Source organism: Hyphomonas sp. (assembly GCF_046313735.1).
GTDB lineage: Bacteria > Pseudomonadota > Alphaproteobacteria > Caulobacterales > Hyphomonadaceae > Hyphomonas.
The window spans coordinates 68,598-81,063 of sequence record NZ_JBKBXW010000010.1 but is presented as its reverse complement, the minus strand read 5'-3'; the positions used below and the strand labels follow the sequence as shown (position 1 = coordinate 81,063).

The following is a 12,466-nucleotide window of genomic DNA, read 5'->3' as shown; positions in this document are numbered from 1 at the left end:
GGCAGGGGCGGGTGCGTCCGCTGAAAGCCGGCGGATGACGCAGGCGGGCGGAGCGGTTAAGCGAAGGCCATGCCTGTCGCCCGGATCCTGTTTACCCTGCCGCTGCCGGAGCCGTTTGATTATACGGTACCGGAGGGGATGGCGCTGGCGCCGGGGGCGTATGTGGCCGCGCCGGTCGGCCCGTATGACCGGCTGGGCATGGTGGTCGAGGTGCTGGGCGATCAGGCCGGCGCCGGGCGGAAACTTAAGCCGGTCAGCGCGGTTTATGATGTGCCGCCCATGGGCGCGCCGATGCGCGAGTTCCTGGGTTGGGCGGCGAAGTATACCGTGACGCATCCGGGGATGATCCTGTCGATGGCGCTGCGGGCGCGGGACGGATTGCTGCCCTCGCCGGTGGAGACGCGCTACCGGGCGACCGGGGCGGCGCCGCCGCGCCTGACGCCGCCGCGCCAGAAAGCGCTGGCGGCGGCGGAAGGCGGCGGGCTGATGAGCGCAGCGGAGCTCGCCGAGGCGGCTGGGGTGTCCACCGCTGTGGTCCGGGGGCTGGCGGAGACCGGCGCGCTGGAGGCGGTGGATGTGGAGACAGACCCGCCCTATCCGGCGCCGGATGTCTCGCGGGCGGGCGCCTTGCTGACGGCGGAGCAGGCCGGGGCGGCAAATGAGCTGGCGGCGGCGATCCGCGCGGGCGGATACACCGCCTTCCTGCTGGATGGGGTGACGGGGTCTGGCAAGACGGAGGTGTATTTCGAGGCCATTGCGGAGACGCTAAAAGCTGATCCGGAGGCGCAGGTGCTCGTTCTGCTGCCGGAGATTGCGCTGACGCAGGCGATCCTCACCCGGTTCGAGGCAAGGTTCGGGGCGGCGCCCGCGCCCTGGCATTCGGGCATGAACCCGAAGGAACGGCGCAGATCGTGGCGCGAGGCGGTCCATGGCCGCGCGCGCATCGTGATCGGGGCGCGCTCGGCGCTGTTCCTGCCTTACCGGAACCTCAAGCTCATCATCGTCGATGAGGAGCATGATACGAGCTTCAAGCAGGAAGACGGCGTCAGCTATCATGCGCGCGACCTCGCCGTTATGCGGGCGAAGCTGGAGGAGGCGCGGATCATCCTCGCCTCGGCGACGCCGGCGCTGGAGACAGCGGTGAATGCCGAGGCCGGGCGGTATACGCGGCTGAAACTGTCCGCGCGGCCGGGGGCAGCGCGGCTGCCGGACATTGACCTTGTGGACCTCAGGCGGGCGCCGCCGGAGCGGGGGCGCTGGCTGTCGCCCGTGCTGGTGCGCGGGATGGTGGAGACGCTGGGGGCGGGGGAGCAGTCGCTCCTGTTCCTCAACCGCCGGGGCTACGCGCCGTTGGTGATCTGCAAGGCCTGCGGCGAGCGGCTGAAAAGCCCCGGCACCGAGAACTGGCTGACCGAGCACCGCTACACCGGCCGCCTGGTGTGCCATGTGACCGGCTATTCAATCCCCAAGCCGGCGAACTGCCCGCATTGCGGGGCCGCTGATTCGCTGATGGGGGTCGGCCCCGGCGTCGAACGGGTGGCAGAAGAAGTGCGCGCGCTGCTGCCGGAGGCGCGGATCGAGATCTTTTCCTCCGACACGGCAGCCGGGGGCGAGGCGACGCGCAGCCTGGTGGAGCGGATGCAGCAGGGTGAGATCGACGTGCTGATCGGCACGCAGATTGTCGCCAAGGGGCATAATTTCCCGAATCTGACGCTGGTGGGCGTGGTGGACGCGGACAGCGGCCTGAAGGGCGGCGACCTGCGCGCAGGTGAGCGGACCTATCAGCTGCTGAGCCAGGTGGCGGGCCGGGCGGGGCGGGCGGAGCGGCCGGGCCGGGCGCTGGTGCAGACCTGGGCGCCGGACAATCCGGCGATGCAGGCCCTCGCCGCCAATGACCGGGATGGCTATTTGCGAATCGAGCGGGAAGTGCGCGCCGAACTCGGCCTGCCGCCATTCGGGCGCCTTGCGGGGTTGATCCTGTCGGCGCCAGCGCCGGATCTGGTCGACCGGGTCGCGCTGGAAATCGCTGCAGCGGCGCCGAATGGCGAGGGGGTGGAGATTTACGGGCCAGCACCGGCGCCCCTGTCGGTGATTCGGGGGCGCCATCGCCGGCGCTTCCTGATCAAGAGCCCGCGAACGGTTGACCTGTCGGCCTACATGACAGCCTGGACCGCGCGGCTGAAACTGCCGGGACCAGTGCGCCTGTCGGTGGATATCGACCCTTATTCTTTCCTGTAGGCTGCTGGTAGCCCGGCAGTAGCTTGTTCCCTGAGGGGAAGGGCCCGGCGCGCGGCCATTTCGCCGCATCAGGGGCGCACTGCGGGGCTGTTGTCAGCACAGTTTTCCGGTGATATGCGCCGCACAGCCTTGAGGGGGTGCTCGCCCAGCGCGCGCTCCTTGTACCTATGCCAAGCGGCCCTCCGGCCCCCGAAAAGAGACGGATTTCAGGACCTTGCCTGCCTCGAACGCGATTCAGACGAGCGAAACGGCCCAGCGATATGCGCGGGCGTTGTTCGATCTTGCCCAGGAGCAGGGTCAGCTCGCCGCAATCCACAAGGATTTCAGTGCCTTCGCGGCGGCTGTCAAAGCCTCCGGCGAGCTGCGCAAGCTGCTCGAGTCTCCCGCCTTCTCGCGGGACGTGAAAGTCTCGGCGCTGGGCGCGATTGCCTCGAAAGCCGGCTACTCGCCGCTGTTCTCGAAATTCCTCGGCACGATGGCCGCCAATGGCCGCGCCCGCGACATCCCCGGCGCCGAAGTGGCGTTCGACCGGCTGTATGCAAAGCAGCGCGGCGTCCAGCGCGCCGTTGTGCGCACCGCAAAGGAAATGACCGGCGCCGAGAAGGCCCGGATCGAATCGCTGCTGGCGAAGCTCGTCGGCGGGGATGTTGAACTTACCAGCGAGGTTGATGCCTCGCTGATCGGCGGCATCCAGCTGCGTCTGGGCTCGAAGCTCGTGGACGCCAGTGTCGCCCGTAAACTTGATCGCATGAACACCGCCATGAAGGGAGCATGAGAAGCTCGATGGATATTTCACCTGCAGAAATTTCGGGCATCCTGAAGTCGCAGATCGAGAATTTCGGCGTTGAAGCCGAAGTCTCCGATGTCGGCCAGGTTCTCTCGGTCGGTGACGGGATTGCCCGCGTCTATGGCCTCGACAGCGTCCAGGCCGGCGAACTCGTCGAGTTTGAAGGCGGCATTAAGGGCATGGCGCTGAACCTCGAAGCTGACAATGTCGGCGTCGTGATCTTCGGCGATGACCGCGCGATCAAGGAAGGCGCGACCGTCAAGCGCGCCGCCGAGATCGTCTCGGCCCCTGTCGGCAAGGCCCTGCTTGGCCGCGTCGTCAACGCGCTGGGCGAGCCGATCGACGGCAAGGGCCCGCTGAAAGACGTTGCCGAGCGCGCCCGCGTGGACGTGAAGGCTCCGGGCATCATCCCGCGGAAATCCGTGCACGAGCCGATGATGACCGGCATCAAGGCCATCGACGGCATGATCCCGGTTGGCCGCGGCCAGCGCGAGCTGATCATCGGCGACCGCCAGACCGGCAAGACCGCGATCTGCATCGACACGATCCTGAACCAGAAGCCGACCAATGACGCCGCCAAGAGCGACAGCGAGAAGCTGTTCTGCGTCTATGTCGCCATCGGCCAGAAGCGTTCCACCGTGGCGCAGGTCGTCAAGGCTCTCGAGGAGCGCGGCGCGATGGATTACACCATCGTCGTCTCGGCCACCGCATCGGAAGCCGCCCCGCTGCAATACCTTGCCCCGTTCACCGGCTGCGCCATGGGCGAGTGGTTCCGTGACAACGGCATGCATGCGCTGATTATCTATGATGACCTGTCCAAGCAGGCCGTTGCCTACCGCCAGATGTCCCTGCTGCTGCGCCGCCCGCCGGGCCGCGAGGCCTATCCGGGCGACGTGTTCTACCTCCACTCGCGCCTGCTCGAGCGCGCAGCGAAGCTGAACGACGACAATGGCAATGGCTCGCTGACGGCGCTGCCGGTCATCGAAACGCAGGCCAACGACGTGTCGGCCTATATCCCGACCAACGTGATCTCGATCACCGACGGCCAGATCTTCCTCGAAACCGACCTCTTCAACTCGGGTATCCGCCCGGCCGTGAACGTTGGTCTCTCAGTCTCGCGCGTCGGCTCGGCCGCCCAGACCAAGGCGATGAAGAAGGTGGCCGGCTCGATGAAGGGTGAACTCGCCCAGTACCGCGAGATGGCCGCCTTTGCGAAGTTCGGCTCCGACCTCGACGCCGCCACCCAGCGCCTCCTGAACCGCGGCGCGCGCCTGACCGAACTCCTGAAGCAGCCGCAATACTCGCCGCTGCTGATGGAAGAGCAGGTTGTGATCATCTATGCTGGCACGCGCGGCTATCTCGACAAGGTCGCCCTGAAAGAGGTCACCCGCTATGAGCGCGAGCTGCTCGTGCACCTGCGCGGGGCGAAGAAGGACCTCCTGAAGAAGCTGCGCGACAAGCGCGAGCTGACCGAGGAAATCGAAAGCGAGATCAAGAAGACGCTCGACGATTTCACGGCGAAGTTCGCCTGATTTCTGCCCCCTGAGTACGAAGGACGCTAAAGGCCCGATATGCCCAGCCTGAAGGACCTTAAGAACCGGATCGGAAGCGTGAAATCCACGCAGAAGATCACCAAGGCGATGCAGCTGGTGGCTGCCGCGAAGCTGAAGCGCGCGCAGGACGCCGCGACGGCGGCCCGGCCCTATGCAGAGCGCATGGCCGCCGTGCTGGCGAACCTTGCCGTCAGCACCGGGCAGGGCGGGCCGAAGCTGCTCTCCGGCACGGGCCGGGACGAGGTCCACATGGTTGTCGTGATGACGGCTGAGCGCGGCCTTGCCGGCGGCTTCAATGCCTATGTCGCCAAGCTCGCGCGCCAGACGATCCAGAAGCTGCAATCCGAAGGCAAGACCGTGAAGGTCATGACCATCGGCAAGAAGGGCCGGGAAGTCCTCGCGCGGGACTTCAGCAGCCTGTTCACCTCGCATGTGTCGCTGACCGATGTGAAGGGCAACGATTTCTCCGAAGCCGCGATGACGGTTGGCCAGATGCTCACGCAAGGCTTCGAGGCCGGCGAGTTCGATGTGGCAACACTGGTCTATTCGCAGTTCAAGAACGTGCTCTCGCAGATCCCCACCGCTCAGCAGCTGATCCCGGCGAAAGCGCCGGAAGGCGCACCGGTGATCGATCTTGGCGGCGCACAATACATCTATGAGCCGTCGGAAGAGGCGATCCTCGAGACGCTGCTGCCGCGCTATATCAATACGCAGATCCTGTCGGCCATGCTGGAAAGCTCCGCCGGCGAGCAGGCGAGCCGCATGACCGCGATGGACAATGCGACCCGCAACGCCAAGGACCTGATCAAGGCCCTGAACCTGAAATACAACCGGGCTCGCCAGGCCCAGATCACCAAGGAGCTGATCGAGATCATCTCCGGTGCCGAAGCCCTTTAAGTCGACCCAGAACACACTTTCATCTCCCGAGGAGACGATCAGATGAGCACCCCCGCCAACGCAAAAGGCCGCGTTTCCCAGGTCATCGGCGCCGTTGTCGACGTCGAGTTCGAAGGCGAGCTGCCGCCGATCCTCAACGCGCTTGAGACCGACAATAACGGCAACCGCCTTGTCCTCGAGGTCGCCCAGCACCTCGGCGAGAACACCGTCCGCACCATCGCGATGGACTCCACCGAGGGCCTCGTGCGCGGCCAGGCCGTCGCCGACACCGGCAAGCCGATCATCGTGCCGGTTGGCCCGGCAACCCTTGGCCGCATCATGAACGTCATCGGCGAGCCGATCGACGAGCGCGGCCCGGTGAACGCTGACACCTTCATGCCGATCCATGCTTCGGCGCCGGAATTTGTCGATCAGGCAACCGAGTCCGAAATCCTCGTCACCGGCATCAAGGTCATCGACCTGCTCTGCCCCTATGCCAAGGGCGGCAAGATCGGCCTGTTCGGCGGCGCGGGCGTCGGCAAGACGGTTCTGATCATGGAACTCGTGAACAACATCGCCAAACTGTTCGGCGGCTATTCCGTGTTCGCGGGCGTCGGCGAGCGGACCCGTGAGGGCAACGACCTCTATCACGAGATGATCGAATCCAACGTGATCAACCTCGAAGGCGAGAGCCGCATGTCGCTGGTCTATGGCCAGATGAACGAGCCGCCGGGCGCGCGTGCCCGCGTCGCGCTGACCGGCCTGACGCAGGCGGAATACTTCCGCGATGTGGAAGGCAAGGACGTTCTGTTCTTCGTCGACAACATCTTCCGCTTCACGCAGGCCGGCTCGGAAGTGTCCGCGCTGCTCGGCCGTATCCCATCGGCCGTGGGCTATCAGCCGACGCTGGCGACCGATATGGGCGCCCTGCAGGAGCGCATCACCTCGACCAACAAGGGCTCGATCACCTCGGTGCAGGCCGTCTACGTGCCTGCAGACGACCTGACCGACCCGGCCCCCGCCACTTCGTTTGCCCACCTTGATGCCACGACCGTTCTTTCGCGTGCGATCTCCGAGAAGGGCATCTACCCGGCTGTGGACCCGCTCGACTCCACCTCGCGGATCCTCGACCCGATGGTCGTCGGCGAGGAGCATTACGAAGTCGCCCGCGGCGTTCAGGCGATCCTGCAGAAATACAAGGAACTGCAGGACATCATCGCCATCCTCGGCATGGATGAGCTGTCGGAAGAGGACAAGCTGACGGTGGCCCGCGCTCGTAAGGTCGAGCGCTTCCTGTCGCAGCCCTTCGACGTGGCGCAGGTCTTCACCGGCTCGCCGGGCGTGCAGGTGAAGCTCGAAGACACGATCAAGGGCTTCAAGGGCCTCATCAGCGGCGAGTTCGACCACCTGCCGGAGCCGGCCTTCTACATGGTCGGCAGCATCGAGGAAGCCAAAGCCAAGGCCGCGAAGCTGCTGGCGGAAGCTGCCTGAGGATAGGGTCTGATGGCTGACAAGCTGCACTTCTCACTGGTCTCGCCCGCCCGGGAACTTTTCTCCGGGGCCGTTGATCATGTCATCGCTCCGGGCACGGAAGGCGAGTTCGGCGTGCTGGTGAACCATGCGCCGTTCATGACGACGCTGAAGAATGGCGTGGTGCGGGTGCTGGAAGGCGACACCGTCAAGATGCGCATCTATGTGCGCGGCGGGTTTGCTGATGTGACCCCGGCAGGCCTCACCATCCTGGCCGAGGAAGCCCGGAATCTGGAGAACGTGACCGCAGCGGATGTCGATGGCGAGATCGAGGCCGTGCGCATGAAGCTACTGGCCCTCGATGCCGGGGATACCAAGCGCGTCGCGCTTGAGCTGCAGATCACCTATCTTGAGGGTCTGCGCGCTGCACTGGCGAGCTGAGGCTTCGTCTGCCTGAGAATGTTCAAACCCCGGCCTCTGGCCGGGGTTTTTCTTTGCGGCGCGATTGAAGCGCGCGGGCGAGGAGTGCTAGCTGGTCGCATCATCCCTGCGACGCCAGAAGGGTACCATGCAGACCGCCGAGCCGACCGTCACGCCCGATCACTGGATCCGCGAGCGCCCCTGGATAGACCAGCCCTATGCAGACATCGACCGATATGTTGACGGGCTTCCGGAGCAGCCTGGCTATGACCTCAAAGGGAAGCTGCGCGAATGGCGCGATAATGGCGTCGTCATCTTCGAGAACGCGATACCGCTGAGCCTGATCGACGCCTATCTCGCGGACATCGAGGTTCTGAAACGGGATTTCAAATCCTATGAGATCCCGATCGAGATAAAGGGCGAGCAGATGACGAGCCGCGCGCTCGACGCCTTTCCGGAAGACCTGACGGGCGTGAAGCTCAACTACATGCACGGATTCTCCCTTCCGGCGGCGCGGCTGAGCCTTGCGCCGCATGTCGCAGACTTCCTGCGCCATGTGTTCGGAGCGCCGGCCTCGGTGTGCCAGTCCCTGACCTTCTGGCGGGGCAGCGAACAGCCAATCCACATCGACTACCCCTATGTCCGCCAGCAGCATCCGTTGAGCTTCCTCGCGGCCTCCTGGATCCCGCTGGAAGATGTCCACCCGGATGCCGGGCCGCTGGCTTACTATCCAGGCGGGCACAAGACAGACAAATCGGGCTTCTTTGACTGGGGCGGCGGGTCAATTGTCTATGACGACCAGTCTACGCGCTCGCCCCTGGACTTTGCGCACTACCTGCAGGCCCAGATGGCGTCCAAGGGAATCCAGCCGAAGATATTCTGCCCGAAGCGCGGCGATGTGCTGCTCTGGCATGGCAACCTGCCGCATGAAGGCACGGCGGTGAACAATCGCTCCCTGACCCGGAAAAGCTATGTGACCCACTATACGGTCGACTGGGCGCTGCCAGGATGGATGCGGAATTTTGATGCACACCAGCAGAGGGTTGGTGTGTTCGAAAATGGCGGCGAGTGCTTCCGCCCGCCCTGGATCCCGGGCAAGAGCGCCCTGCCAAGCTGGGCAGCGTATTCGGCCGGCGCCTCGGACCCAGCCGGATCAGGCTGGCGGGGCCTGATCGGGCGGCTTAAAGGCAAGGCAGGCAGTTCCGGCGGCCGTGCCTGATCCGGCTGCAGCCGCGCCACCTGCCAGTTAACACGATATTAGCCTTACCGGTGCTCGTTTGACCTCTGGATCAGCCAGAGGGAGAGCTCAGGATGGGCGCACTCGCACAGGGCCGGGCCATCCGGCAGGACCGGCGTATCGCCGGTGTCCTTATTGGCGCGTTTCTCGGATATTTCCTGCTTCCGCTGCTGGCGGCGGCCGCGCCGCCCGGAAACTTCGACCGCGCCAAGATATTGCTGCGCGAACAGGTCTATCACGACCAGAACACCGGAGGGGCGCTCGGGACGCTGTATTGCGGATGTGATTGGGAGTGGGCAGGGCGCTCCGGCGGGATCATCGACCACGCCAGCTGCGGCTATGAAGTGCGCGCCCAGCAGAACCGGGCTGCACGGATCGAATGGGAGCACATCGTCCCGGCCTATTGGATCGGCAATCAGCGGCAGTGCTGGCAGGAGGGCGGCCGGCAGAACTGCGTCTCGAATGATCCGGAGTTCCGGGTCATCGAGGCCGACATGCATAATTTGTCGCCCTCGGTGGGCGAAGTGAATGCAGACCGCAGCAACCACCGCTTCGGCATGTTGCCCACCACCGAATTCCGCCACGGGGCCTGCAATTTCAAGGTGGATTTCCGGGCCGGGGTGGCAGAGCCGCGCGATGAGGTCAAAGGCCTCGTCGCCCGGGTCTATTTCTACATGTACGACCGCTACGACCTGCGGCTCAGCTCGCAGCAGGAACGGCTGCTAATGGCCTGGGACCGGATGTATCCGGTGACCGACTGGGAGCGGGAGCGCGACCGCCGCATCGCAGCCATCATGGGCCATTCCAATCCGTTCGTGACCGGGGAGCGCCGCTGGGAGCGTGGGCACCGCAATTCGGCCGAAGGCCTGATGAGCCGTGCGCCGCAGTCGGGCCAGATTGTCGCCTCGCTGGAAGGCAGCGCCTTGCCCGTGATCGGCAACCGGAACAGCGGCATCTATCACTTGCCGGTGGGATGTGCAGGGTACTCGCAGGTTGCCGAGGGTAACCGTGTCTATTTCGACAGTGAACAGGATGCGCGTTCCGCCGGATTCCGCCGGGCCGGAAACTGCCGGGACCAGCCGGTGGCACGTCAGGATGTTTCCGCCGAGATCCCCACGCGGTCGGTGAACGCGGCGCTGATCCGGGTTGCCGAAACGAATGCGATGTTCCGCAACGGCCTTGCCCTGCCAATGGTGCTGGCCATGCGCGAGCCGGGCATCCGGAGCGGGTTGAACCGGCTGGAAAGCCGGGTTTCAATCGCTGCCGCCGCACAAATTCAGCCAACCGATACCTGATCTGCGGGCACTGCGCGGCGCCGCTCAGACGAACAGGGCGATGGTCTGGCGGCCGATCATGACCGGTTCGCGCTTGCTATTCCACAGCATCATGGCCTGGCTGGAATAGCCGTCCATCGCGGTCTGCGCAGTATGGCGGGCGAGGAACCAGCGGTCTTCGGTCCGGATGTCATCGGTCAGGAACTCGGCCATCCAGGTCATGGAACTGATCCGGCCGGGCGCTGTGAACATCGACATGGCGGCCGGCGGCGGGGCATCGGCGAGGGCGAGGAGCGCAACAGCATCGGTGGCGGCGGCCTCATCCTTGTGGCGCATCCAGATCGAGACATCGGCTTCGCTGGCGCCGGACATGGGCGGCGCGCCGCCGGCGATCAGCATGTCGAAATTCTGCGCGAAGGCCGGGCCCTGATGGTTGCGGAAATAGGGCGGCACATCACCAGGATCGGCCACATCCGGGGCAGGCAGGTGCGCAAAGGAGAGGCTGGAGGCACGAGATGCGCCGAAGGTGAGGATGGCTTCGGCCAGGATACCGTCCTCGCCGGTCATGCGGGCGGAGGCGAAAACGGTGTTCTTGCCCCGGCGCAGCACTTCGGCGCGGCAGCTGACCGTGCCATTCACCGGCCCGACAAAGGCGACCTGGACGGCGCGCACCGGAAGGTCCGGCGCAAGGGAGCGCGCCGCATCGAGGCAGAGCGCGGCGGTCAGCCCGCCATAGGCCGTGCGGCCCTGCATCCAGGTTTCCGGGATAGCGGTCTGACGGATGCCGCCGGTTTCTGTCGAGGCAGCGAGGAGCTGGGAGAAATCCATGGATCGCATATCCGGCAATGAGCACAGTGGAGGAGCTAGCACCCCTCCGGATCACAGTTCTGAAAAAGAACCAATGGCTGTCGCAAGGTCACGCGGTGCCAGCCCGCGAAGACGTGGGCCGGCAGCCGGCGTTGCCTGAATTCAGCTCAGTGCTGGCTTTCCGGCGTCGAGACGCGCAGGCCGTCAAGCGCGTCGGAGACCTTGATCTGGCAGGAGAGGCGCGAGTTCGCTTTCACATTCTCGGCAAAGTCGAGCATCGACTTTTCCATCTCTTCCTGGGTGCCGACCTTGTCCATGAAGGCTTCGTCCACATAGACGTGGCAGGTGGCGCAGGCGCAGGCGCCGCCGCAGTCTGCGTCGATGCCGGGAATGCCGTTCTTGATCGCGGCTTCCATGACGGATTCGCCATTCTTCGCCTCGACTGTGCGCTCGGTGCCGTCATGGTTGATGTAGGTGATCTTTGCCATTGGTTTTCAGGTCTCCTGTCAGGCTGCCGCCAGGGCGGCGATGTCTTTCATCGGGGTCGAAGTGTCGGCGAGTAGATGGGCAGGGACGCGCGCCCCGGCCATGATGAGTTTCTTTGAGGCGAGGAATTCCGGCGGGCTGTTGACCGCGTCCACCGCGATCAGGACACCGTTCTTCAGGTAGAAGGCCGCAAACTTCCGGGCGGCGGGATCCCCGCGCACGACCACTTCATCATGATCCGTGCTGAGCCCGGCGATCTGCAGTTTCAGGTCATACTGGTCGGACCAGAACCACGGGCAGTCCTCCGCCGGGCGGGGCTGGCCGAGAATGGCGGCGGCAGCGAGCTTGCCCTGTTCGATGGCGTTGTGGACGCTTTCGAGCCGGCCGGTGCGGCCATAATGGACCAGCGGGCGGGCCGCGCAGTCCCCGGCAGCGAAGATGCGCGGGTCGGATGTGCGGGCATCCCGGTCGGTCAGGATACCGTTGGAACAGGCGATGCCGGCCTCTTTCGCCAGCTCTTCATTCGGCAGGATGCCAATGCCGGCGAGGATGATGTCGGCTTCGAGGCGGGTACCATCGGCGAGGATCGCGGCGGTGGCGGCGCCGTTCCCGGTCTCAAGATGCGACACGGCCGTCCCGGTCAGGATTTTCACCCCCTGCGCGGTATGCTCGCGCGTGTAGAAGTCACTGATGACTTCGCTGGTCACGCGGGCGAGGACGCGCGGGGCCATTTCCAGCACAGTAACATCGAGGCCCATCTGGCGAGCGACGGCGGCGGCTTCCAGCCCGATATAACCTGCGCCGATAATGACGATCCGGCGGCCGGAGACCATCTGCGGGCGCAGGCGTTCGACATCGGCCAGCGTGCGCAGGTCATGGACGTTCGCCGCATCAGCCCCGCTGCAGGCGAGTTTGCGCGGGCGGGAGCCGGTTGCGAGGATCAGCGCGTCATAGGGAAGTTCGCCGCCGTGTTCGAGGTGGAGGATTTGCGCGGCGCGGTCGATTCGCGTGGCCCGGGTGCCGAGGAGGATTTCGACCTTGTTGTCTTCATACCAGGCGGAGGGGCGGAAATAGAGGCGCTCTTCCTCGAATTCGCCCTTCATGTACGCCTTGGAGAGCGGCGGGCGTTGATACGGCAGCGCGGGTTCGTCGCCGATGATGGTCAGCGCGCCGGCATAACCGCCCTGGCGCAGCGACTGCACAGCCTGCGCTGCAGCCTGGCCTGCGCCGGCAATGACGATCCGCTCTGCAGCCGAAAGGTCCATGACTCCCCTTGCATTCTTAATTCGTGACGCAAGCGTCACTTTTCCCGCGCTTC

At 65.2% G+C, this 12,466-nt stretch carries 10 protein-coding genes and 1 pseudogene; 8 read left to right on the top strand and 3 right to left on the bottom strand.

Translation table 11 applies throughout. The features are described from left to right. The first annotated feature begins 69 nt into the window (after positions 1–69). From ACK4SV_RS06900 to ACK4SV_RS06865, 8 genes and pseudogenes are all read left to right on the top strand, one after another. Positions 70–2,238: a primosomal protein N' gene (locus ACK4SV_RS06900; RefSeq protein WP_409917078.1), complete on the top strand. Its 2,169-nt coding sequence runs from the start codon at positions 70–72 to the stop codon at positions 2,236–2,238. A gap of 214 nt (positions 2,239–2,452) precedes the next feature. After that, positions 2,453–3,013: an ATP synthase F1 subunit delta gene (gene atpH, locus ACK4SV_RS06895; protein WP_409917077.1), complete on the top strand. Its 561-nt coding sequence runs from the start codon at positions 2,453–2,455 to the stop codon at positions 3,011–3,013. Positions 3,014–3,021: 8 nt separating this feature from the next. Further along, on the top strand, positions 3,022–4,557 hold the full coding sequence (atpA, locus tag ACK4SV_RS06890; RefSeq protein ID WP_409917076.1) for a F0F1 ATP synthase subunit alpha: 1,536 nt from the start codon (positions 3,022–3,024) through the stop codon (positions 4,555–4,557). 39 nt (positions 4,558–4,596) lie between these two features. Next, positions 4,597–5,475, top strand: coding sequence for a F0F1 ATP synthase subunit gamma (locus ACK4SV_RS06885; protein ID WP_409917075.1), 879 nt, complete (start codon positions 4,597–4,599; stop codon positions 5,473–5,475). Between the two features lie 42 nt (positions 5,476–5,517). Next, positions 5,518–6,945 carry a F0F1 ATP synthase subunit beta gene (gene atpD / locus ACK4SV_RS06880; RefSeq protein WP_409917074.1) on the top strand — a complete coding sequence of 476 codons (1,428 nt, stop codon included), beginning with the start codon at positions 5,518–5,520 and terminating at the stop codon, positions 6,943–6,945. 12 nt (positions 6,946–6,957) lie between these two features. Further along, the gene (locus ACK4SV_RS06875; RefSeq protein ID WP_409917073.1) at positions 6,958–7,365 is read left to right on the top strand and encodes a F0F1 ATP synthase subunit epsilon; all 408 of its coding nucleotides are present in this window, start codon (positions 6,958–6,960) and stop codon (positions 7,363–7,365) included. A gap of 127 nt (positions 7,366–7,492) precedes the next feature. Then, positions 7,493–8,563, top strand: a complete 1,071-nt coding sequence (locus tag ACK4SV_RS06870) for a phytanoyl-CoA dioxygenase family protein (RefSeq protein ID WP_409917072.1) — start codon at positions 7,493–7,495, stop codon at positions 8,561–8,563. A gap of 92 nt (positions 8,564–8,655) precedes the next feature. After that, a pseudogene (locus ACK4SV_RS06865) lies at positions 8,656–9,654 on the top strand (endonuclease); the annotation flags it as partial. A gap of 246 nt (positions 9,655–9,900) precedes the next feature. Here the strand turns inward: ACK4SV_RS06865 and ACK4SV_RS06860 are convergent. The 3 genes from ACK4SV_RS06860 to ACK4SV_RS06850 form a co-directional block, all read right to left on the bottom strand. After that, a complete protein-coding gene (locus ACK4SV_RS06860) occupies positions 9,901–10,683 on the bottom strand; it encodes an acyl-CoA thioesterase (RefSeq protein ID WP_409917071.1) in 783 nt (260 codons plus the stop codon). A 146-nt stretch (positions 10,684–10,829) separates the two neighbouring features. Next, entirely contained in the window at positions 10,830–11,150 is a 321-nt protein-coding gene (locus ACK4SV_RS06855) for a 2Fe-2S iron-sulfur cluster-binding protein (protein WP_409917070.1), read from the bottom strand. 18 nt (positions 11,151–11,168) lie between these two features. Continuing rightward, positions 11,169–12,413, bottom strand: a complete 1,245-nt coding sequence (locus ACK4SV_RS06850; RefSeq protein ID WP_409917069.1) for an NAD(P)/FAD-dependent oxidoreductase — start codon at positions 12,411–12,413, stop codon at positions 11,169–11,171. Between the last annotated feature and the right edge of the window lie 53 nt (positions 12,414–12,466).

What these genes read in the sequence shown, in the direction of transcription:
- ACK4SV_RS06900 (WP_409917078.1), top strand. Translation starts at nt 70, where the DNA reads ATGCCTGTCGCCCGGATCCTGTTTACCCTGCCGCTGCCGGAGCCGTTT.
- atpA (WP_409917076.1), top strand. Translation starts at nt 3,022, where the DNA reads ATGGATATTTCACCTGCAGAAATTTCGGGCATCCTGAAGTCGCAGATC.
- ACK4SV_RS06885 (WP_409917075.1), top strand. Translation starts at nt 4,597, where the DNA reads ATGCCCAGCCTGAAGGACCTTAAGAACCGGATCGGAAGCGTGAAATCC.
- atpD (WP_409917074.1), top strand. Translation starts at nt 5,518, where the DNA reads ATGAGCACCCCCGCCAACGCAAAAGGCCGCGTTTCCCAGGTCATCGGC.
- ACK4SV_RS06875 (WP_409917073.1), top strand. Translation starts at nt 6,958, where the DNA reads ATGGCTGACAAGCTGCACTTCTCACTGGTCTCGCCCGCCCGGGAACTT.
- ACK4SV_RS06870 (WP_409917072.1), top strand. Translation starts at nt 7,493, where the DNA reads ATGCAGACCGCCGAGCCGACCGTCACGCCCGATCACTGGATCCGCGAG.
- ACK4SV_RS06860 (WP_409917071.1), bottom strand. Translation starts at nt 10,683, where the DNA reads ATGGATTTCTCCCAGCTCCTCGCTGCCTCGACAGAAACCGGCGGCATC.
- ACK4SV_RS06855 (WP_409917070.1), bottom strand. Translation starts at nt 11,150, where the DNA reads ATGGCAAAGATCACCTACATCAACCATGACGGCACCGAGCGCACAGTC.
- ACK4SV_RS06850 (WP_409917069.1), bottom strand. Translation starts at nt 12,413, where the DNA reads ATGGACCTTTCGGCTGCAGAGCGGATCGTCATTGCCGGCGCAGGCCAG.